Source organism: Hymenobacter metallilatus (assembly GCF_003944705.1).
In the GTDB taxonomy this organism is placed as follows: Bacteria; Bacteroidota; Bacteroidia; order Cytophagales; family Hymenobacteraceae; genus Hymenobacter; species Hymenobacter metallilatus.
On sequence record NZ_RWIS01000009.1, the window covers coordinates 145669 to 167472 of the forward strand.

Here is a 21804-nt window from a genome sequence, read left to right on the forward strand (position 1 = left end):
GGCGTTTGCCCGATTTCCAGACGCAGACGAGCGGCGGCCTACCCGGTTCCCGCGTACTTTGCGGCTACTGCACACCAATTCAACGACCTACCCACTCACTCATTTTCCCAGATGGATTTTCTTTCCCAACGCGCCCTGGTGGGCGGCAGTACCCAGGGCATTGGCCGGGCCGTGGCCGAGGAACTGGCCCGCCGCGGCGCCACCGTTACGCTGCTGGCCCGCAACGAAGCTGCCCTGCGCGAAACGGCCGCCGCCCTGCCTACGCCCACCAACCAGCCCCACGACTTCATCGTGGCCGATTTCAGCCAGCCCGACGTGCTTCGCCAGCAGGTGCAGGCTTACCTAAGTGAGCATCCCGTGGGCTTCGATGTGCTGGTGAACAATACCGGCGGACCGGCCGGTGGACCTATCCTGGAGGCACCGGTGGAGGCCTTTCGAGCGGCGTTTGAGCAGCATCTGGTGTGCAACCACCTGCTGGCCCAAGCCGTGGTGCCGGGCATGAAGGCCCGGGGCCGGGGCCGCATTATCAACGTCATCAGTACCTCCGTAAAGCAGCCGCTGCCGGGATTGGGCGTGAGCAACACCATTCGGGCGGCGGTGGCCAACTGGGCCAAAACCCTGGCCAACGAGCTGGCCGCCGACGGTATTACGGTGAACAACGTGCTGCCCGGGGCCACCGTCACGCAACGCCACACCTCCCTCATCGAGAAGAAAACCGCCCAAACCGGCCAGACCACCGAACAGGTGGAAGCGGCCATGCTCCGGCTTATCCCGGCCGGCCGCTTCGGGCAGGCTGCGGAAGTAGCCGCCGCCGTGGCCTTCCTGGCCTCCGAAGCCGCCGCCTACATCACCGGCATTAACATTCCGGTGGATGGCGGCCGGACGGGGAATTTGTAGGGTTTAGTTGAGTAGACGGTTCGCCTCAATGCCCGACGCCAGCCGTGGGTTGGGGGGTGAGCAGCTCTAGGCGCAGGTTGTCGAGGAAGGCCACGGAGCCGTTGTTGCTGAGGCCGTACACCCGCAGCTCGTCGGTGGGCTGCACGGCGGCCAGGGGCACATCGAACCAGATGTCGTTCCAGGCTTTGTTGACGCAGCCGTTGTTCTGGAGGCGCACGGCGTGGTATTGCACCGATTTGCCCTGGCGCTCCACGGCCAGCACCAGCTGGTCGTTCCAAGCACCCCAGTCGGAATACACTTGCCCCGAGGCCCGCACCCAGCTGCCGGGTTGCAAGCCGGCCGCCCCCACCGTTACTACCAGTGGCGGGCTGAACTGCTTACCGCCCCCAATGCGCGCCGACTGCCCGCTGCTGCTGCCCCGCTCCCGACTGATGCCGGTATCGTCGGCCGGGGGCTGGCCCTCGAAATCGAGCACGGCCAGGGTGCGGCGGCTAAAGTGGGTGGTTACCTGCCCGATGCGGGTGGGTACGTCGAGCAAGGCGTAGTCATCCTGGGTGAGGCGGGCTTTGCTGAACACGGCCTCGTAGTAGGGCCGGGTCATTTCCTCGGGGTGAATGATGCCGTACATGTACTGCCAGTGCTGAAACAGGTTGAGGTCGAGGAGGCCCACCAGCAGCGGCAGCAGCACCCAGAGGCCCACCACGCGCCGCCAGCCCGGTACCCAGCACCAGGCCAGCAGGGCCGCCAGCGGCAAACTCAGGGCCGCGTACGACGACACCATGGCCCGCTGCCCGAAACTGCCCCCGTACCACCAGATGTCCCAGGCCGCCACCACCCAGAGCGTGGCCGCTCCGTACGCCAGCACGGTCAGGGCCATCCCGCGGTTCTGCCGAAACAGGGCCGCCAGCCCCAGCGGCAGCAGCAGCATCAGGGGCGTGTACACCAGCCAACCTTTCTTGAAGCTGATGAGCACCTCGCGCAGGTGCGGGTGCAGAAACGAAAAGCCCTGCTCCTGGTAGCTGTACACGATGAAAGAGCCCGTGAGGGCGTGCCAGTACAGCAGCTGGGGCAGCAGTGCCACGGCCCCGCAGGCGGCCAGTACCAGCACATCAAGCCAGCGCCGCCGCAGCAGCTGGCCTTTCGCCCGCAGCGCCGCCCCCGAATCAATGCCCCAGAGCAGAGGCAGCAGCACGGCTACGGCCTCGGAGGGGCGCGTGAGCACCAGCAGGCCCAGCGCCAGCCCGATGCCCGCCGCCCAGCCCAGGGCCGGCCGCCGGTGCCAGCGCACCGTGCACCAAAGCAGCAGCGCGTACAAGGTAAACCCGTAGGTGTGCGACATGGCCGCATCGAACACGGCGTACTGGAAGTAGTTGGTGCCCAGCACCACCAGCCCCAGCGTGAGGGCCGCTACGGCATCCGAAAAAAAGCTCAGCAGCACCTTGCGCAGCACCGCCAGCCCCAGCACCCCGTAGGCAATTCCGCCGAAGGCAATGGCCACCTGGTAAGGTGCCGAAAACCCATCCTGCGGGTAGCCCAGCAGCGCGGCCGCCCAGTGCCCCAGCCAGAAAAATGGAAACTCCAGCACGGCCACTCCAATCGGGTACTTCATCACCAACGTGCCATCGGTGAGGCCGGGAGCTGGAAACGCCTGATAGAAGCTGCTGGAAGGCCCGTACTCGCGCATAATGTCGGGCACGAAGCGCAGGTAGCGCACGTCGTGGTAAATGAACTTGGCGGGCAGGTAGAGGTAGTAGCCCATGGCATCCCAGGTAAGGATGGCCTGCACATTGCGGGTATCCCAATAGGGGGCCAGCAGCCGGGCCTGCACCATCAGTACCGCCAGCAGCAGCAGTGCCACCAGCGAGTACCAGCGCCGGGGCGCGGGGGCGGAAAGCAAAAGAGGTTCAGCCGGCTGCATATGGTTAAGCTAGGGGAAAGGAAGGTTCGGAGTTGAAGTTGTCTGCTGCATGACTTGTCCGTTTAGCTGAGCGCAGCGGAACGTCAGATGAATCAGAGTGCCTGGGTTACTCGGCGCAAGTTGCGGATTAGAGCTAGCAACTAGTTCCCCTCCTTGGAAAGGAGGGGCTAGGGGTGGTTGATGGATGTTAGAACGGTTTTTAGAACTAGAAACTAGTGTTTGTTCTACGAATCAACCACCCTTAGCCCCTCCTTTCCAAGGAGGGGAACTAGTTGCTAGCTCTAATCCGCAACCCAAATTACTTACTCGGCAATGCGCAGGCGGATGTCGTCGAGGTAGAGGGGCTCGGTGGCGTTGTTGCGCCAGAGGAAGAAGCGCAGGTGGGCATCGGCGGGAAGGTTGGCCGTGAGGGGGGCTTTCCACTGCACCGGCTGCCAGGAGCCGTAATCCTTCACCCGGTCGGTGAGGTTGAGCTGCTGGGAGTAGAGCACCTTGAACCCGGCCCCGCTGCCCTGCACCACCTGTACCACCAGCGCCCCCGTGGAGCCCGGCCCGGACAGGTATACCCAACCCTCGGCCTCAATGGCCGAAATGGCGCGCGGGCTCAGCTGACTCAAGGCCCGGTCGTAGGTGTGGCCGTATTCCCGGTCCTGGTTCACGCGCACGGCCAGGCGGCCGGAGTGAGCGTGCTCGTCCGTAATGCTCAAGCCCTCCGTCTCCCAGCCCACCACCGACTCGAAGTCGTTGGTAGTGAAGTAGCGGGCGTCGGGGGTGGCGGTTTCGGGGGCGGAGGTGCAGGCGCTCAGGACTAGCAGACTCGCGGCGGCCAGCGGGCCGGCCAGGTTGTTCAGGTGCATCACTCGGACAATAGGTAGGATATCAACAACGTACGCCCCTACTCCACCGGCGCCCGCACTGCTGTGCGCTCCGCTGCTGAAGCGGCGTCGGTGCGCCAGGCCACGGCCAGCACAAACACCGATATGAAGAGCGTGAGCGAGGTGAGGTAGGCGTAGGGAATCTGGATGAAGACGTAGAACGTGCTCAGGTAGAACCCCAGGGAAACCAGAGCCAGCACCCGGTAATCGAGGCGGTGGCGCAGTTGCCAGTAGGCTCCGGCGCTCAGCAGCACCGCCCCCACCGAAGCCAGCACGTGTACCCGCTGCAGCCACCCGATGCGCGCCGACAAGTCGCCGCCCAGGTAGGTGTAGAAGTAGGCGGCAAACCCCAGCCCGCCGAACAGCTGGGGCGGCCGGCCCTCGGGCGAGTCGGTGCGGCCCCACTCGCCCAGGGTGGCAATTTTGTACTCGCTCAGGGCGTGTGTGAAGATGGTCCAGTCCTTGGACAGAAACGGCACCACGTACAGCAGCACGATGCCCAGGGCCGTGAGGCCGGCTACCGCCCCGGCGTGCCAGCGCCCCCGCTCCCGCCACAGCAGCCACAGAAACAGCGGCACCCAGAATACCACCGAGTAGCGCGACAACAGGCACAGCACCAGCGCCCCCGCCTGCACCAGCGCCGAGCGGGAGAAGATGGACGCCGCCAGCAGGCAGTAGTACGCAATGATGGTAGGCTCCACGGTGTGAGCAAACAGCCAGTAGTCGGCCGTAACCATGCGGCGCAGCACCAGCCAGGGCAAAATAGCCGCCCCGGCAAACACTACCAGCCGCAGCCGCTGGGTGTTCAGAAAAGCCAGGTAGGCTCCGAAACCTACCATCAGCAGGATACCCAGCGCCCACCAGCGGTAATCCAGGCCCAGCTTATCGGCCAGCACGTAGGGCAGCCACTGCAACGGCAGGTGATTCGGAAACAGCGGGTAGGGCAGGTTGGTGAGGTAGCGGTACACCACCTCCCCACTCCGGAACCGCTCCACGTAATTTTGCAGAATCGGGATGATGTCGGAGGCCCGCACGTCGATGGGGTTGCCCTGAATGACCGGGGCCTGGGCGTAAAGCACCGCCACCCCACCCAGAATAGCCGCCGCCCAGGAGCCCAGCAGCCGCCGGCCCTCCAGGGGTGCGGCCAGAGGCGCGGGCCGGTTCAGCTGGGCCATAAGGGCGCACCCGCACAGCAGCACCGAGGCCAAATAAAACCACACCGGGCTCCAGAACGGCCCGTAATGCCCGCGCAAATCGGTGAACAGCCGCACCTGCAGCCAGAACGCCAGCCCCGCACCCAGCTGCCACCAGATGCGCCGCTCACGCGGCCAGAAAGAGGAAAGAAATTCGGCCACGAGGTATAGAGCTAGGGGGTTGGATTGGCGGTTTCGGAGTAGAATGTTTTCGAGCGGCGCAGACGTTGCGCCTCACGGGACCCCTTCGGGGCCGGCCCCCTCTCCGGAAAAGGAGAAGGGAAGCCGAACCATTGTAGAGACGCAATATCTTGCGTCTCGGCGCGTGTTGAATTTGTTAATACTGTGCCTTGCCGGGCCGTTCAATGAGGAGACGTAAAATGGCGCGTATCTGCACCATTCTATCGTTCGGCTCCCCCTCTCCTTTTCCGGAGAGGGGCCGGCCCCGAAGGGGTCCCGTGAGGCGCAACGTCAGCCGAGCGAGATTCCTCGCAGGCTCGAAATGACGTTCTATTTGCTCACCATGACGTTCAAGCAGAACGTTCTATCAGCAACCTATTCTATTCCAGCGCCTTCACGCTCAAATCGTCCAGGTACGCGGGCTCGGTGGCGGTGTTGCGCCAGAGGTAGATGCGCAGGCGGTAGTCGGGCTGGAGGTTGGGAGGCAGGGTGAAGCGCTGGGTCACCGGCTTCCACTCCTTGTAGTTCTTGATCTGGTCGGCGAGGTTGAGCTGCTCGGTGTGCACCACCCGGAAGCCGTTGTTCGAGGTATCCACAATCTGGAGTACCACCGAAGCCGTGGCCTGGGGCCCCAGCAGCAGGGCCCAGGCGTTCAGCTCCAGGCCTTTCAGCGGGTGCACGGCGGCTTGGCCCACGCTCACGTCGAAGGTCTGGCCGTACTCGCGGCCGGCATCCACCTTCACGGAATACATGCCGGAGTGGGCCCGCTCCTTAGTGAGGCTGGCCGCGTCGCCGCCCCAGCCCACTACCGACTCGAAGTCGGAGCGCGTCACGTAGTCGCCCACCCAGCTGCCCTCACCGGAGCCCGCAGAGCAGGCGGCCAGCGCCGGAAGCAGCATCAGGCCCAGCGCCAGCTTATTCACCCTTGGTGATGGTCAGGTCGTCGAGGTAAGTGGGCTGGTCGGAGCCGCTGCGCCACATGTACACCCGCAGCTCGTGGCCGGCCTCTACGTTGGCGGGCAGGGTGAATTCTTTTTTCACCTCCGTCCACTCGTTGGCCTTGGTCACTTCCTTTTTCAGGTCGATGTTGTCCCAGAATACCTGCTGGTTGCCCTGGGCCGGATTCATCACCTGCACCACAATGGAGGCCGTGGATTTGGGGTCGGCGGTGAGCACCCAGCCGCTCACGTTCAGCTTCTGCACCCGCGAGGCGCTGGCCTTGCCCAGCAGGCTGATGTAAGAAATGCCGTACTCTACATCCTTGCTCACTTTCACGGCGTAGCGGCCCGAGTGCGCCTTCTCGGTGGTGAGGGAGGGCGTGGCCGACACCCAGCCGTAGAGGTTTTCGAAGTCGTTCTGGGTGATGAGGTTAGCCGGAGCAACTTTCTCTTCGGTTTTCGAGCAGCCACCCAGCAGGGGCAGCGCCGCAACCGCCAACCAGGCAAAGCGGGTAACAGACAAGGTCATAGGAATGAGGCAAAAATGGCAAAAATGCCCACAAAGATAGAACCGCCCCGCACCCCGGCAACAGCCGCGGCACTATTCCGGCCCGCAATAAAAACTTGACCCTTACGCCCCAAGCGCGGAGCGGGTTCCGGGCAGATGCTGTAGTTTTGGAGCACCTTCCCGTTTGCCGTCCGGGTAGCCCGGCACGTTTCGCCGGCTACAGAGCGGTTTTCTTCAGTTATCTTATTCCATAACATGACCACACGCCGGAACCATTGGGTTGGGCTGGCTGCCACTGCCCTGGCGGCGGTGCTCTACGTCGCGTCGTTGTTTCCGAACGTACTCCGCGACCCGGACAATTACCTGTATAATGATGCCGGCGACGGGCTAAAAACCTACTTTGTATCAGCGTACTACGTGAAATATGACACCGGGCACCGCTTCACGGGCATGAACTACCCCGTGGGCGAGCATGTGAACTACCCCGATATGCAGCCCATCATTACCGGCGTGCTGGGCCTTATCAACCGCCACGTATACCCCATCAGCGAGCATACCATCGGCATCATGAACGTGCTGCTGCTGCTGTCCATGATGCTGACGCCGGTAATCCTGTACGCCATTCTGCGGCGGCTGCGGCTGCCGGTGGCCTACGCGGTGCTGGCGGCCCTGCTCATCGGCTTCCTCGCGCCCCAGCACGGCCGCATCGACGGGCACATGACCCTGAGTTTCACCCCGTTTGTGCCCCTGCTCTGGTACTGCATCATCCGGATGCTGGCCGCGCCCCGGCGGGCACTCTGGTACGTGCTGTTCGGGGCCGCCTGCGTGATGATGGGCATGGTCACGCCTTACTATACGGCCGTGGGCGCGTTTTTTCTGCTGGCTCATGTTCTGGTACTGGCCTGGCAGCAGCCCCGGCGTACTCCGGCCGAGCGGCGGGCTTACTGGGGGCTGCTGGGCCGGCTGGTGTTTACGGCCCTGGCCCCGCTGGTGGTGTTCCGCATCTGGCTCTGGGCCACCGACCCCACCCCCGACCGGCCCATCAACCCCTACGGCTTCTTCGAATACATTGCCAGCTTCACCAGCGTATTCATTCCGGTGGAGCCGCCCCTGCACGAGCCGTTCAAGCAGCTGCTGGGGTTTGAGGAGCCGGTGTGGGAGGGCTGGGCCTACGTGGGCCTAGCGTCCACGCTGGTACTGCTGCTTACGCTGATACGGGTAGTGCGCTATGCCCTGCGGCGCCGGGGCCGGCTGGTGTTACGGCCGGCGCTGCCCCAGCCGCTGCGGGTGGGTCTGTGGGCCGCGCTGCTGCTGCTGCTACTGGCCATGTGCTACCCCTTCAAGCTGCCGGGTCTGCGCCCTTTGGCTGATGTGTTTCCGCCCCTGCGGCAGTTCCGCTCCCTGGGCCGCTTTGCCTGGCCGTTCTACTACGTTTTCACGGCCTACGCGGCCTACACGCTGTACTTGGTGTTTCGGGCGGTGCGGCGGCGCAGCCGGCGGCCGGCCCTGGCCTACGCCCTGCTGGCCCCGGTGCTGGCGCTCTGGGCCGTGGAGGCCAACTGGCACATGCACTTCAAGGCCGATGAGGTGGAGCAGCGGGCCACCGGCCGGCTGTTTACAGCCGACGCCGGCAACTACACCGAGCTGCTGACCTGGGGCAACCGCAAGCCCCGCGACTTTCAGGCCCTGCTGCCTCTGCCCTACTACACCCTGGGCACCGACGTGTTTCAGCTGGATGGCTCCGGCGACGCGGTCAGTCAGTCGTACCGGGCCTCGCTCAACACGGGCCTGCCGTTGCTCACGGTGTTTCTGGCCCGGGCCTCGGTGGGGCAGACCATGGACCTGATTCAGCTGCTGAGCAGCCCCCTGCTGCCCAAGGCCCTGATTCCCAAGTTCCCGTCGCGCAAGCCCCTGCTGCTGCTGGTAGCCCCGGGGCCCATTTCGGCGGCCGAGCAGCGGCTTATCGACTTGAGCCATAAGATTACCAGCAACGGCAGCATTACCCTCTACGAGTTGCCGCTGGCGGCGCTGGAGGCTACGTCTATTGCCCGGGAGCAGGCCCGCGCCGATTCGCTGCTGCCCCACCTGCGGGCGGTGAACGGGGTGTACTCCAGCACCGGCCGGAGCGTAGTGCTGGAGCAGTTCAACGGCCGCCCGGCCCCGCACGCCCGCTTGCAGCCGGGGGCTTTCTACGAGCCAGCCGACAAATTCTCGCAGCTTTACAGCGGCCCCACCCCGGCCGCGGCCGATACCGGCCAGTACGAAGTATCGGTGTGGGTGAATGCCAAAATGTGGCACGGCGTGGGCAACATGCAGGTGAAGGTGTACCGCGGCGACGAGCTGGTGGAACATAAGGTACAGGGCGCTTCGCAAAGCACGGAGCTGGATGGCGACTGGGCCCGGGTAGCGGTGCCGTTCCGCATCAGGGCTGGGGCCACGCGCCTGGAGGTCCTGTATGAAAGCCGGGAGCTGGTGGCCGACGACCTGCTGATTCGGCCCCTGAATACGGACGTGTACTATTATATCACCACCCCCGACAAGAAGCGGCAGCTGATAAAAAACGGCTACCGCCTGCGGTAGCCCCGGCAATTCCGTAATTTCGTTGTTATGCAAGTTCAGTACGAGGCGCTGTATCATCAGCTGGAAGAAAATCATTGGTGGTTTCGGGGCCGGCGCGACGGAGTATTCGACCAGCTGCAACACCTGAACCTGCCCAAAACAGCCGCCATCTTGGAAATTGGCTGCTCGGGAGGGCCGTTGCAGCAGCAGCTGCGCGCCGCAGGCTTCCACAACCTCACCGGCATTGATATCAGCGAAACGGCCATTGCCCTGGCCCGGCAGCGTCAGATTCCGAACGTGTCGGTAATGGACGGGGCCCGGCTGAATTTCCCCGACGAGTCGTTCGACGTGGTGGTGGCCTCCGACGTGCTGGAGCACATTGAGGACGAGCAGTTGGCCCTGCGCGAGTGGCGGCGGGTGCTGAAGCCGGGCGGGCAGCTGCTGGTGTACGTGCCGGCCTGGCCCCAGCTCTGGAGCCAGCACGACGTAGTAAACCGCCACTTCCGCCGTTACACCGGAGGCTCCCTGCGCCAGGCCATGACCCAGGCCTCTTTGCAGGTGCTGCGGCAGTCGTACTGGAATTTTGCTTTGTTTTTCCCCACGCTGCTGGTACGGCAGGCGCAGCGGCTGAGCCGCCCGGCCGCAGCCGCGGCCGGCACCGGCGACCTGCTGGCCCTGCCGGCGCCGGTAAACGCCTCGCTCACCTGGCTGCTGCGGGCCGAAAACTGGCTGCTGCGCCACCTCAACCTGCCGGTGGGCGTGAGCGTGTTTGCCTTGGCCCGCAAGCCGGCTTCCTAACCTTCTTTCCTGCTACCCTGTCCGCCCGTGGATCTGTCCGTTATCATTCCCATTTACAACGAAGAAGAGAACATTCCGGCCCTCTATGAGCGGCTGCGCGGGGTACTGGACCCCATGCCGCTGCCTGAGGGCTACGAGTTTATCTTCATCAATGACGGCTCCCGCGACCAGTCGCTGCCCCTGATTCAGACCTTGGCTCTGCGCGACCCGCGGGTGCGCTTCATCAACTTCAGCCGCAACTTCGGGCACCAGATTGCCGTGACGGCCGGCCTCGACCGGGCCGAGGGCGAGGCCGTGGTGATTATCGACGCCGATTTGCAGGACCCGCCCGAGCTGATTCCGCAGCTGCACCAGAAGCTGCGGGAGGGCTACGAGGTGGTGTACGCCAAGCGCCGCAGCCGCCAGGGCGAAAGCGCTGCCAAAAAGCTCACGGCCAAGCTGTTTTATCGTATTCTGGCCAGCATCACCCACATTTCCATTCCCGTGGATACCGGCGACTTCCGGGTGATTTCGCGCAAGGTGGTAGAAGCCCTGCGCCGGATGCCCGAGCAGAACAAGTTTATCCGGGGCCAGATTTCCTGGATTGGCTACCGCCAGACCTACCTGGAGTACGACCGGGCCGAGCGGGCCGGGGGCGAAACCGGCTACACCTACCGCAAAATGCTCAAGCTGGCCCTCGACGGCATTACGGCCTTCTCCGACGTGCCCCTGAAAGCGGCCACGGTGGGCGGCTTCCTGGTGTCGGGGGTGGCGTTTCTGGTGATGCTCTACACGCTCTACGCCCGCTTCGTGAGCCACGACTACCAACCGGGTTGGGCCTCCCTGATGGTGAGCATCCTGTTTCTGGGCGGCGTGCAGCTGATTGCCGTGGGCATCATTGGCGAGTACATGGCCCGCCTCAGCGCCAACGTACGGCAGCGTCCGTTGTATATCGTGTCGGAGTCAAATTTACCGGAGCTGCCGCTGCCCCCGCAGCGCTAGGCCCGGCGGCCCGCCCTGGCTGCGGCTGCAACAGCACATAGCCCCCAATGTTCTGCTCCTGGTAGCCGTACGGGTGCAGGGCCCGGCGCAGAAACCGGTGGACGGGTTGCTGCCGGTAGGCTGGCGGTAGTACAAACGCTGCCGGCTGGTACCGTCGCAGAAATGCCGCCACCTGCGCCCCGGTAAGCGGGGGCGGACTGGCCCCACCCCCAGAAGGTGCCTGGTAATACATAAGGCTCCGCAGAAACGGCGTATTCTCCACGGCTGCAAACTGCTCCGGCCTCACCCTCGACAAGTAGCCACCTAGTAGCTTTTTCAGGTGCCACTGCTGATACAAAAACTGCACGGGGTCGGGTAGGCCAATTTGCCGGTTGCCGTCCTGCACGCCAAACGGCACGGAAATCAGGCTTTCACCGGGTAAGCCGGCTACGTAGCGGTATACGGCCGGCACATCGGCAGCGGTAGCCTGCACGTAGGGCTTCGGCCAGAATTCCACCCCCAGTCCTACGGCCAGCCCTAGGCCTACCGCGTACTGCGCCCAGCGCGGCCACTTTCCAAACCAGCCCGCCTCCAGGCTGCTAAAGCTCACCAGCGGCAGCAACAAAGTAATGTACAGCACCCAGCGGGTAGGGCAGCGGATATTATTGATGAAGGGCACAAAATGGATGAATGCCGTAGGCAGGTTCAGGCGCTCATGCCCGTACAGGCGTAGCGTGGGCACTGTTAGCATCCCGAACAGCAGCAGCACCCACACTAGCGGCCGACCGGCCGCATCCTGCCGGAGGGCCGAGCCGGCCCTCCGGCAGCTGAGCAGGGCCAGCAGCGGCAGCAGGTAGCCCACAAACAGCGTAATTTCCAGGGAGCCGGGCGCGTTGAACAGCGTGGAGTGATACAGCCGGTGGCTCCAGCTGAAATCCAGCCAGCGGCTGGTAGGCGGGGGCAACAGAAAAGCCAGCAGGTCGCCGGCCCACCACAAGCCATTCTCAGGCACACCCCCCAGCCGCAGCAGCCGGATGCTGATGTGGCTGGCCGTAAACAGCACCACGAGCCCCAGCCACACCCGCTGGCTGCGCCAGTTGATTTGCCCGATTCGCAGCCCAAACCAGGCCGCATAGAAGGCGGAAAAGTACAGCAGCCCAAACAGCACGTAATAGTCGCTCAGCACCGTTACCAGCCCAAGGCCCGCGCAGGCAGCTACTGCTTGCCAACTCGCTACCTCAGGCAGGAACTGCCCGACCCGGAACCGGAATGCCCGCAGAAAATACAGCACGTAGAAGGGTACCGTGGCCGTAAGCACCAGATTATAATGCTCCGGCAGGCGCTGCATTTTGTAGGGCGAATAGGCGAAGATGAACCCGGCTAGCACGCACAGCAGCGGGTGCTGCACCCAGCGCCCGGCCAGCCGGTACGCGCCCAGCCCCGACAGGCTATAGCTCAGCAGCAGGGCCAAGTTGATGGCCAGCATTTCGTTGCGCACTGCCACCGCCAGCAGGCCCACGATGGGGATGTAGGCGTGCATAATCAGCCAGGAGCCCTCCGGGTAGAACAGCCAGGTAGTGTACCAAGGGTTGGTGCCGGCCTCCAGAGCGTGCCGGAAGTGCCATACGTTCCAGTAAAACTGGTAGGAATCGTGGCCCGGTACTACCGGGAAAGTAGTGGCCGGATGCAGGCTGAGTGGCCAGGTAAACACCAAAAAAACAGCCACATAAACCAGCCACACCAGCAGATTGCGCATCATCAATTCATCGTTTAATTAAGTACCTCATTCACAAGCCGCCCGCGTAATTAGTAGCCAGATATAGCAGCGCAAAGGTAGTTTCGTTTACTTGCCACCCCTATGATTCAGCTTCAGAACTTCGTCGGCGGCCAGCTGCTCCCCCCCAGGGCCGGCCGCTACCTGCCCCTCATCGAGCCCGCCACCGGCCAGCCCTTTGCCCAGGTACCCGATTCCGACGCGGCCGACGTGGATGCGGCCGTGCGGGCGGCCGAAGCGGCTTTGCCGGCCTGGCGCGCCCGCCCCGCCGAGGAGCGGGGCCGCCTGCTGGTGCGCCTGGCCGAGCTGATTGAGCAGCACCTGGACCGCCTGGCCCAGGCCGAAAGTCAGGATAATGGCAAGCCGCTGAGTTTGGCCCGCACCCTCGATATTCCGCGGGCGGCCAGCAACTTCGCGTTTTTCGGGACGGCCGCGCCGCATTTCGCTACCGAAGCCCACGTGCAGGAAGGTGTGGCCCTGAACTACACCGTGCGGCACCCGTTGGGGGTGGTGGCCTGCATTTCGCCCTGGAATCTGCCGCTGTACCTGTTCAGCTGGAAAATTGCGCCGGCCCTGGCCGTAGGATGCTGCGTGGTGGCCAAACCATCGGAAATAACGCCGTACACGGCGTTTCTGCTGAGTGAGCTAGTACAACAGGCTGGTTTTCCGGCGGGGGTGCTCAACATTGTGCACGGCACCGGGCCGGGCGTGGGGCAGGCCTTGGTGGAGCACCCCGGCATCCGGGCCATCAGCTTTACCGGCGGCACCAAAACCGGCGAGCTGATTGCCCGCACGGCTGCGCCTCGCTTTAAAAAACTTTCCCTGGAGCTGGGCGGCAAAAACCCCAACCTCATCTTCGCCGACTGCGACCTGGCGGCGGCCGTGCAAACCAGCATCCGCAGCTCCTTCGCCAACCAGGGCCAGATTTGCCTCTGCGGCTCCCGCATTCTGGTGGAGCGCAGCCTCTACGAGCCGTTCAAAACCGAGTTTGTGGCCCAGGTGCAGGCCCTGACCGTGGGCGACCCGCTGGACGAGGCCACCCGACAGGGCGCCCTGGTGAGTGAGGCCCACCTGCAGAAAGTGCTTGGCTACATCGAGCTGGCCCACCAGGAGGGCGGCCGGCTGCTGGCCGGTGGGCAGCGGGTGCGGGTGCCAGGCCGCTGCGCCGAAGGCTATTTTTTGCAGCCCACCGTGTTTGAAGGTCTCGCCCCCGACTGCCGGGTAAACCAGGAGGAAATCTTCGGACCGGTGGTTACGCTCACGCCCTTCGATACCGAGGACGAAGCCCTGCGCTGGGCCAACGGTACCGAATACGGCCTGTCGGCCACCATCTGGACCCGCGACCTGACCCGGGCGCACCGCCTTGGCCAGCAGCTGCGCGCCGGCGTGGTATGGGTGAACACCTGGCTGCACCGCGACCTGCGCACGCCTTTCGGCGGCATGAAAAATTCCGGCGTAGGCCGGGAAGGCGGCCTGGAAGCCCTGCGGTTTTTTACCGAAGCCCAGAACGTGTGCATCAAGCTGTAAATCGGTTGCCACCAGAACGTCAGTCCAAGCCTGCGGGGAGCCACAGGATGGCCGACGTTGGGGTAGTAACCGTCATGCTGAGCGAAGGCGCAGCCGGAGTCGAAGCATCTTTACCGCTGACTAATTTATAGCAGTGCAACGAAGCGGTAGAGATGCTTCGGCATGCTCAGCATGACGCCCTTTTTCCAGCAACGTCAGCACGCAAGCTTCCTCGCAAGCTCGGAATGACGTTCAGATTCCTACCAACATACACTTCTTCTAGCCCTCTCCTGCCTGGCGTGCCTTCCTCCTCTACCATTCCGCCTGCTCCGCCTTTTTGGCAGCGCTATGTACCGCTGCTGCTTTTGCTTGCACTGGCCTATTTCCCATTATTCTGGCAGCTGACCTCGTTTCCGGTGCAGCAGTGGGACGAGTCGCGCACGGCGCTGGATGCACTGGGTATGCTGGTGCACCACGACTGGCTGGTGGCCCGCTACCAGGGCCAGCCCGACCTCTGGAACTGCAAGCCCCCGCTCTGGCTCTGGACGCTGGCGGGCAGCATCCGGCTGCTGGGACCCACGGAGCTAGGTCTGCGCCTGCCGGCCGCCCTGGCGGCGCTGACCACCGTAGGCACGGTGTATTATGCCGCCAGCCGCTGGTTGAAAAGTCCGCTGGCCGGGCTGCTGGCGGGGCTGGTACTGCTGACCACACCCGGCTACGTCAGTTTCCACGTAGCCCGCACCGCCGACTTCGACGCTTTCCTGACGCTTTGGACCACGGTGGGGGCGCTAAGCTGGCTGGCCTACCTGCGTACGGGCCGGGCCCGCTGGGCCTGGGGCACGGGCGCGGGCTTCGCGCTGGCCATTCTCACCAAAGGCATTGCCGGAGCCATGTTCGGGCCGGGCCTGATACTAGCCGCCGGGCTCACAGGAAGCTGGCACCGGCTGCGGCGGCCGGCGCCCTGGCTGGCCGGCGGACTGGCGCTGCTGCTGGCCGGCGGCTGGTATGCTCTACGGGAAGCTGCCGCCCCCGGCTACCTGGCGGCCGTGTGGCAATATGAGGTCGGGGGCCCGGCCGCCCACGAGCTGGAAGGCAACAATGGGCCGTTCGAGTTTTATTTCACCCTGTTGGCGGGCGGGCAGTTTGCCTTGTGGCTGCTGCCGGCCCTGCTGGGAGCCGCCCTGGGCTGGTGGCAGCCCAAAGGAACTCCAGCCTGGTGGCTGGGCCGGGGACTCACGGCCGTGGCAGGCAGCTTTTTGCTGATTATTTCAATAGCCGAAACCAAGCTGGTGTGGTACGATGCCCCGGCCTTCCCGTTGTTGGCAATTCTGGCCGCGGCGGGCACTGTTGCGGGGGGGCGGCTACTGCGGCAAGCCGGCGGCCGGCCGCTGGCTTACGGGGCACGGGTGGCCGGGGTGCTGGCGCTGGCGGCGTTTCCTTACCTCAACCAGATTGCCTTTTTGCGCAACCTCGCCAAGCACCGCTTCGACAACCACCAGCTAGTGTACGGCCACCACCTGCGGCAGCAGTGGCAGCAGCAGCCTACGCTGTGGGCCTACACCCTCGGCACCGATGGCTCCTTCAACGATGCCCCGGAGTTTTACCGCCTGGCCGCAGAATACCAGCAGCACCATACCGTGCGCCGCTTGGCCGCCTGGCAGGCCCGCGACTCGCAGCCCGGCGAAACAGTAGTAGTATGCGGGCACAAGGCTACTCAAGCCTGGCAGACCGCTTTTCACACCGAAATCCTGGTGCAGTCCGACTCTTGCCGCACGCTCCGGCTGGGCGCCCGGCGGTAGGGCATCGGGGGAAGTTAGCTTAGCGACAGGCCCGCGTACACATCCACCAGGGGCACCTGGCAGGCAATGCTCTCGAGCAGTAGTACGGCTTGCAAGTCGGTGGTTTCCGTTAAGATCCAGCGGCCTTGCGTGTCGCGGGTGTGCAGCTCGGCGTGTACACGCTGCGAATCCAGCAGCAGGTATTGCTGTAGGGTTGGAATCTGGCGGTAGAGAAAGAATTTGTTGCCCCGGTCGTGGCTTTGGGTAGAAGCCGATAAGATTTCCACCAGGAGCGTGGGGTTGAGTAGAGTATCGGGTTTAGTATCGTCTTCGAATAAGGGCTGCCCGCACACCACCGTCACATCCGGGTACACGAACGTCGACTCGCTCAGCACCTGTACCCGCTGGTCGCTGCCCACCACCGAGCAGGATTTTCCTTTCAACTGCACATACAATTCACCGGTCAGATTAGCTGCTATGCGGTTGTGCGTGAAGCTGGCACCCGACATGGCCCGAACTTCCCCGTTCCAGTATTCGTGCTTGGATTCCGCGCGGCGCTCAGCCGTCAGGTAGTCCTCGGGCGAAACGTAGTTGAGTGGCGTAGCAGGCAGTCCCATCAGACACAAAAAGTAAAAGTATGCCGCAAGATACCACGAAAAGGTCACTGCCATTCCAGTTACGACAGGTACTGGCGGTAGGCAATACGCTTTAATTCAGCCGCTCCAGCGTCATCTCCAGGTCGGCGAGGGTGGTTTCCCGGAACCGCAGGGTATCGGGGGCGGCGGTGGTGAGGCGGGCCAGGAAGGGCGTCCCGTTTTCGTAGCGCAGGCCCACCACGGCGGCCCCAACCGGTGCCCCCGGAAACTGGTAGCCGCCCGCTTCGGCCTGCCCCGACAGCACTACCCGGTGGCCGGGCACCAGCAGCCGCACCGTGCACTGGTCGTCGGCCGCGAAGGTAGGCACGAATAAGGCGCTGGTCGGCCCTTGCCAGGGCCGGCCGGCCGCAACCCACCCGAGTTGCGTGGGTTGCAGGGCGTGGGAGCTTTCGGGCAAATCGGCGGGAGTTGCTTCCTCGGCGGGAGCGGCCGAGGCTACGGCGGCCGTTTCCGGGGCAGTGGCCAGGCCCGGCTGGAAGTGAAACCGGATGGGCAGCGTCAGCTTTACTTTCACAAACCGGCCGTCCTGCTGCCCGGGCACCCAGTGGCCCGAGGTGTGGCGCAGCACCCGTAGCACCTCTTCGTCGCAGCCGTTGCCCAGGCCCCGCAGAATGTGGGGCTGGGTTACCCGGCCGGCCTCATCCACCACAAACGAGGCAAATACCAGCCCTTCCGTCTGGGCCTCCTGGGCCGCCCGCGGGTAGCGAATCAGGCGGTTGATATCGGCCGGGCCCTGGCCGTAGCGGGGCATCTGCTGGGCCGTGGTCAGGATTTCCTCGGAGGGTTGCGGCAGGGCCTCGCCAGCGGCCCAGCGCACCGGGCTGGTGCCGGTGGCCTGGCCATACAGCAGGGGTAGCTGTTGTTTTTCGCCGGCCAGTTCAACCTGCAAGGCCCGGCCGGCTGCCAGGGCCAGCGGCTGCCCGCCCGCTGTGGCCCGCACGAGCACCGCCCCGCTCAGCTCCAGAGGGGCGCCGGCCAGGGTTTCGGTTAGCAGGTTGGAAAGCAGCAGGTCGGAGGCCGAGTAGCACTCCTTCAGCTCCACCCACACGGCGGTGGTTACCAGCCGCTGGCGCTTATCCACCAGGGCTCCGGCCGGAATCCGGACGATAGTACCTTCGCGGCCTCGCACCTCTGCGGCCTGGGTGGGGTCCACCTGAAAGTATTCACTGGCCTTTAGCGTCAGATCCTGCAACCGGGCTTCGGCGGGCGGGGCCGAGGTCAGAAAAGCGGGCTGGCGGGAACTGCTGCGGTACACCAGCAACGGGGCGCGGCGGCTGGTGGCCCGGGCGAGCCGGTGCCAGGTGCGCTGCCCCGAGGTGGCCCCAACGGGCGGGGCCAACGAGTCGTAGGCAAGCGTATCGGCCAGGGCCGGTACCGGGGCAGCCGGCGCCGCGCGGTGGGCCGTGCGCTCGGGTTGGCAGGCCAGCAGCAGAGTGGCGGCCAGCCCAACTACCAGCAAACGAATCGGGGTACACATCGACATAGGACGACTCTACGCGGGAAACTCCGGATTTATTGGCCCAAAATCGGTTTTTTTTGGTAAATACCTGACATAAAATCAGTTTACTTTTCATTTTAGCCGGTACTTCGGCCGTTCTATTCCATTTCCTTCCCATGCTCGACCTTGTTATTGATGCCCGACCGGCAGCGCTCAGTCCCGGTTTTGAGGTGAAGCGCATTTTGCCCTACCGCCTGCGCCGGATGCTGGGCCCCTTCATTTTTATGGACCACGCCGGTCCGGTACAGCTGGCCCCCGAGCGCCTGCCCACGCTGGACGTGCTGCCCCACCCGCACATCGGCCTCAGCACGGTTAGTTACCTGTTTGGCGGGCAGGTGACGCACCGCGACAGTCTGGGCGTGGAGCAGATTATCCGGCCGGGAGAAGTGAACTGGATGACGGCCGGCTCCGGCATTGCCCACTCCGAGCGGTTTGAGGACCCGGCGGCCCTGGCCGGGGGGCAGCTGGAAATGGTGCAAACCTGGGTGGCACTGCCGGAGGCCGATGAGGAAACGGCACCGGCCTTCACCAACTATCAGCCCCAGCAGTTGCCCGTTTTCACCGATGCCGGGGTCTGGATGCGCCTGATTGCCGGCGACGCCTTCGGGCTGAAAAACGACGTCAAAACCCACTCGCCCCTGTTTTATGTGCACACGGTGCTCCAGCCCGGCGCCCGGTTCGGGCTGCCCCGGGGCTACCCCGAGCGGGGCGTGTACGTGGCAAAGGGCCTGGTTGAGGTCAGCGGCCGTACCTACGGCCCCGGCCAGCTACTGGTGTTCACGCCCGGCCTCGACCCGGTACTGGTAGCCCGCGAAGCCTCTACACTGATGCTGCTGGGCGGGGAGCCGCTGGGGGAGCGGTTTATCTGGTGGAATTTCGTGTCGTCGCGGAAGGAGCGGATTGAGCAGGCCAAGGCCGACTGGCAGGCCGGCCGCATCCTGCTTCCACCCAACGATAACCACGAGTTTGTTCCGCTGCCGCCCGACAAAACCCGTCCGGCAGGCAGTGGCTCCCCGGCCCCGCAGGCGCTGTCCTGATAGTGTTACTGATTCCTTGGCTCACCACAAAAATCAACACCAAAAATATTAGATATTTAAACTAAAATATTTAGCTTTACATTCTATTCGCGCCCCTCTTTCCTCCGTTTCTGAGCTATGAAAAACACGTTGGAATACACCGTTTGCTGCCGCCTCACGCTGGCGCAGCTGGAATGCGGACGGGTTGTGGGCACTTCGCAGCACAAGCAGCAGGTGCGTACCACTACCGCCGAGCTAACCGAGTTATTTGCCGACCTGTACGAGCAATTTCGCAGCCCGCAACTGCTCGGTCTGCAAATCACCGAAATCCGGCCGCAGCTGGTTGCTGAGTAAACATCATGGGAGGCTGGAAAAAACGTGTACTCCGGAGCAGTGCTCCGGGGTACACGTTCTGGTGGTCCATAATACGGCGTTTGCGCTATAGGTTTTTCAGCACGAACTCCGTCATCTGGCGGTAGAGGTGCAGGCGGGTGTTGCCGCCGTAGATGCCGTGGTTGCGGTTGGGGTAGTACAGGGTCTGGAAATCCTTGTTGTTCTTCACCATGGCATCCACGAAGGCCACGGAGTTCTGGAAGTGCACGTTGTCGTCGCCGGTGCCGTGCACCAGCAGGAGCTTGCCGCGCAGCTTGTCGGCGTGCTGCACGGGCGAGTTATCGTCGTAGCCCTGGGGGTTATCCTGGGGCGTTTTCAGGAACCGCTCGGTGTACACGGTATCGTAGTAGCGCCAGTTGGTGACGGGGGCCACGGCTACGCCCATCTTGAACAGGTCGGCATTTTTGGTGAGGGCCAGGGTGGTCATGTACCCGCCGAAGCTCCAGCCCCAAATGCCGATGCGGGTCTTATCCACGTAGGGCAGCGTGCCCAGGTACTTGGCACCCTCGCCCTGGTCAATGGTTTCTAGCTTGCCCAGGTTGGCGTAGGTGACTTTCTTGAAGGCTGCGCCCCGGGCCCCGGTGCCGCGCCCGTCCACAATCACCACGATGTAGCCGTTTTCCGCCAACATCTGGTGCCAGAGGTAGTTGGTACCACCCCAGGAGTCGGCGTTGGTCTGGGAGCCGGGGCCGCCGTACACGTGCATCAGCACGGGGTACTTTTTGGTGGCGTCGAAATTGGTGGGCTTGAGCATCTGGCCGTTCAGCTCCACGCCTTCACTGGTTTTGAAGGTGAAGAACTCGGGCGTGGCCAGGTTGTACTGGTTTAGCTTCTCGCGCAGTTTGGCGTTGTCTTCCAGCACTTTCACCAGCTTGCCATCCTGCCCGCTGCGCAGGCTCACCACGGCCGGCACGCCGGCCTCGGAGTGATAGTTGAGGTAGTAGCGGGTATCGGGGCTGAGGTTCACGGCGTCGGTACCGCGGCCGGCTTCGCTGAGGCGGGTTTTGCCTTTGCCCTTCAGGTCGATGCGGTAGAGGTGGCGCTGCAACGGCGAGCCTTCGGTGCTGGTGAAGTACACCAGGCCCTTCTTCTCGTCGAAACCGTTGATTTCGGTGATTTCCCAGTTACCCTTGGTAATCTGACGCACCTGCTTGCCCTTCATATCATACAGGTAAAGGTGGCGGTAGCCGTCTTTCTCGCTGGTGAACAGGAACTCCTTGCCGCCGGCCAGGTAGCGCACATCATCGGTGATGTCCACGTAGGCCTTGTCGGTGTCGGTGAGTACCACGCTGCTCTGGCCGGTTTTGGCGTTGGCGTGCAGGATTTCCAGCTTGTTCTGCAGACGGTTGAGGCGCTGAATGCTGAGCAGGTCGGGCGTCTGCGTCCAGAGGATGCGCGGGATGTACTGGTCGGTTTCGGAGCCCACGTCCATTTTGGCCGTTTTGCCAGCGGCTACATCGTAGGCCGAAATGCTGACGATGGAGTTTTTCTCGCCAGCCTTGGGGTATTTGTAGCGGTAGTCTTTGGGGTAGAGCGGGCCCCACTCCTGCATGTTGTACTCGGGCACCTGGCTTTCATCGAAGGTGTAGTAGGCCACGTAGCGCGAGTCGGGCGACCATTGGAAGCCCTGGGCGAAGGAGAATTCCTCCTCGTACACCCAGTCGGTGCCGCCGTTGATGATGCGGTTCAGGGCGCCGTCCGTGGTTACGGCAGTTTCCTGCATGGTAGCCAGGTCGGTTACGTACAGGTTGTTGTCGCGCACGAAGGCCACGCGCTTACCATCGGGCGAGAAGGTGGCGTAGAGCTGCTTGCCGCCGGCGCTCAGGGGCGTGAGCTGCTTGCTGGCCCGGTCGTACACGAAGAAGAACGACTTGCTGCTGCGGCGGTAAATCGGCTCGGTGTCGGTGCTGAACAGAATCTTGGTTTCATCGGCGTTGAAGCTATAGCCATCCACCTGCAGCGGCTGCGTCTGGCCGGGCAGCTTCAGGTCCTGGGCCGCCACGAGGGTTTGCACGGACTGGCCGGTAGTCACGTCGTTCTGCACCAAATCACCCTTGCTCAGGGAGGAGTAGAAGCGTCCGTCCTTCATCCAGTTGAAGCCGGGCACCGATTTGGCGGCAAACGTGCCTTTCTGCCAGATGTCTTCGAGGGTGATATTCTGCTTTTGCTGGGCAACAGCTACCGGAGCAGTAGCGGGCAATAGGGCAGGGCTGGCGGTGGTCAGAAACAGGGCCAGGCCCAAAGAACGTAGGGTCATGCGGGGGAAAATGAAATGTCGGCGGGAATCCGGCGTTAAGGTAGCCAATGCACCGTGCAAGGTTGCACGCAACCAGAATGTGTACCCCGAAGCCATGCTC

At 63.7% G+C, this 21804-nt stretch carries 17 protein-coding genes; 8 read left to right on the plus strand and 9 right to left on the minus strand.

Annotation, left to right across the window (positions count from 1 at the left end):
* Nucleotides 1-111 precede the first annotated feature (111 nt).
* The gene (locus tag EI290_RS14170) at nucleotides 112-897 is read left to right on the plus strand and encodes an SDR family oxidoreductase (protein ID WP_125431612.1); all 786 of its coding nucleotides are present in this window, start codon (nucleotides 112-114) and stop codon (nucleotides 895-897) included.
* Nucleotides 898-922: 25 nt separating this feature from the next.
* Here EI290_RS14170 and EI290_RS14175 read toward each other — a convergent pair whose 3' ends face one another.
* The 5 genes from EI290_RS14175 to EI290_RS14195 form a co-directional block, all read right to left on the minus strand.
* Nucleotides 923-2815, minus strand: a complete 1893-nt coding sequence (locus EI290_RS14175) for a hypothetical protein (RefSeq protein ID WP_125431615.1) — start codon at nucleotides 2813-2815, stop codon at nucleotides 923-925.
* A gap of 302 nt (nucleotides 2816-3117) precedes the next feature.
* The gene (locus EI290_RS14180; protein ID WP_148103645.1) at nucleotides 3118-3675 is read right to left on the minus strand and encodes a hypothetical protein; all 558 of its coding nucleotides are present in this window, start codon (nucleotides 3673-3675) and stop codon (nucleotides 3118-3120) included.
* Between the two features lie 35 nt (nucleotides 3676-3710).
* A complete protein-coding gene (locus tag EI290_RS14185) occupies nucleotides 3711-5045 on the minus strand; it encodes a hypothetical protein (protein ID WP_125431621.1) in 1335 nt (444 codons plus the stop codon).
* 398 nt (nucleotides 5046-5443) lie between these two features.
* Complete coding sequence (locus EI290_RS14190; RefSeq protein WP_125431624.1) at nucleotides 5444-5986, minus strand: carbohydrate binding domain-containing protein; 543 nt, start codon at nucleotides 5984-5986, stop codon at nucleotides 5444-5446.
* Nucleotides 5979-6530, minus strand: a complete 552-nt coding sequence (locus EI290_RS14195; RefSeq protein ID WP_125431627.1) for a carbohydrate binding domain-containing protein — start codon at nucleotides 6528-6530, stop codon at nucleotides 5979-5981. The genes EI290_RS14190 and EI290_RS14195 overlap by 8 nt, the downstream gene beginning before the upstream one ends.
* A gap of 234 nt (nucleotides 6531-6764) precedes the next feature.
* Here EI290_RS14195 and EI290_RS14200 point away from each other — a divergent pair, with 234 nt between their 5' ends.
* From EI290_RS14200 to EI290_RS14210, 3 genes are read left to right on the plus strand one after another with little or no spacing between them, the layout of a single operon-like run.
* Entirely contained in the window at nucleotides 6765-9089 is a 2325-nt protein-coding gene (locus EI290_RS14200) for a glycosyltransferase family protein (RefSeq protein ID WP_125431629.1), read from the plus strand.
* Nucleotides 9090-9116: 27 nt separating this feature from the next.
* Complete coding sequence (locus EI290_RS14205) at nucleotides 9117-9866, plus strand: class I SAM-dependent methyltransferase (protein ID WP_125431632.1); 750 nt, start codon at nucleotides 9117-9119, stop codon at nucleotides 9864-9866.
* A gap of 27 nt (nucleotides 9867-9893) precedes the next feature.
* Nucleotides 9894-10847: a glycosyltransferase family 2 protein gene (locus tag EI290_RS14210; protein ID WP_125431635.1), complete on the plus strand. Its 954-nt coding sequence runs from the start codon at nucleotides 9894-9896 to the stop codon at nucleotides 10845-10847.
* Here EI290_RS14210 and EI290_RS14215 read toward each other — a convergent pair.
* The gene (locus EI290_RS14215) at nucleotides 10765-12585 is read right to left on the minus strand and encodes a hypothetical protein (RefSeq protein WP_125431638.1); all 1821 of its coding nucleotides are present in this window, start codon (nucleotides 12583-12585) and stop codon (nucleotides 10765-10767) included. The genes EI290_RS14210 and EI290_RS14215 overlap by 83 nt on opposite strands.
* A gap of 99 nt (nucleotides 12586-12684) precedes the next feature.
* Here EI290_RS14215 and EI290_RS14220 point away from each other — a divergent pair, with 99 nt between their 5' ends.
* On the plus strand, nucleotides 12685-14127 hold the full coding sequence (locus tag EI290_RS14220; protein ID WP_125431641.1) for an aldehyde dehydrogenase: 1443 nt from the start codon (nucleotides 12685-12687) through the stop codon (nucleotides 14125-14127).
* 278 nt (nucleotides 14128-14405) lie between these two features.
* Complete coding sequence (locus tag EI290_RS14225) at nucleotides 14406-15905, plus strand: ArnT family glycosyltransferase (RefSeq protein WP_185817000.1); 1500 nt, start codon at nucleotides 14406-14408, stop codon at nucleotides 15903-15905.
* Nucleotides 15906-15919: 14 nt separating this feature from the next.
* On the opposite strand, the gene EI290_RS14230 is transcribed toward EI290_RS14225, so the two are convergent.
* The gene (locus EI290_RS14230) at nucleotides 15920-16501 is read right to left on the minus strand and encodes a Uma2 family endonuclease (protein ID WP_125431647.1); all 582 of its coding nucleotides are present in this window, start codon (nucleotides 16499-16501) and stop codon (nucleotides 15920-15922) included.
* 91 nt (nucleotides 16502-16592) lie between these two features.
* Nucleotides 16593-18023: an energy transducer TonB gene (locus EI290_RS14235; RefSeq protein ID WP_125431650.1), complete on the minus strand. Its 1431-nt coding sequence runs from the start codon at nucleotides 18021-18023 to the stop codon at nucleotides 16593-16595.
* 131 nt (nucleotides 18024-18154) lie between these two features.
* Between EI290_RS14235 and EI290_RS14240 the strand changes: the two genes are divergently transcribed.
* Entirely contained in the window at nucleotides 18155-19075 is a 921-nt protein-coding gene (locus tag EI290_RS14240; protein WP_125431653.1) for a pirin family protein, read from the plus strand.
* A 117-nt stretch (nucleotides 19076-19192) separates the two neighbouring features.
* Nucleotides 19193-19408: a hypothetical protein gene (locus tag EI290_RS14245; RefSeq protein WP_125431656.1), complete on the plus strand. Its 216-nt coding sequence runs from the start codon at nucleotides 19193-19195 to the stop codon at nucleotides 19406-19408.
* 85 nt (nucleotides 19409-19493) lie between these two features.
* Here the strand turns inward: EI290_RS14245 and EI290_RS14250 are convergent, their stop codons facing one another.
* Nucleotides 19494-21704, minus strand: coding sequence for a S9 family peptidase (locus tag EI290_RS14250; RefSeq protein WP_125431659.1), 2211 nt, complete (start codon nucleotides 21702-21704; stop codon nucleotides 19494-19496).
* Nucleotides 21705-21804: the final 100 nt, after the last annotated feature.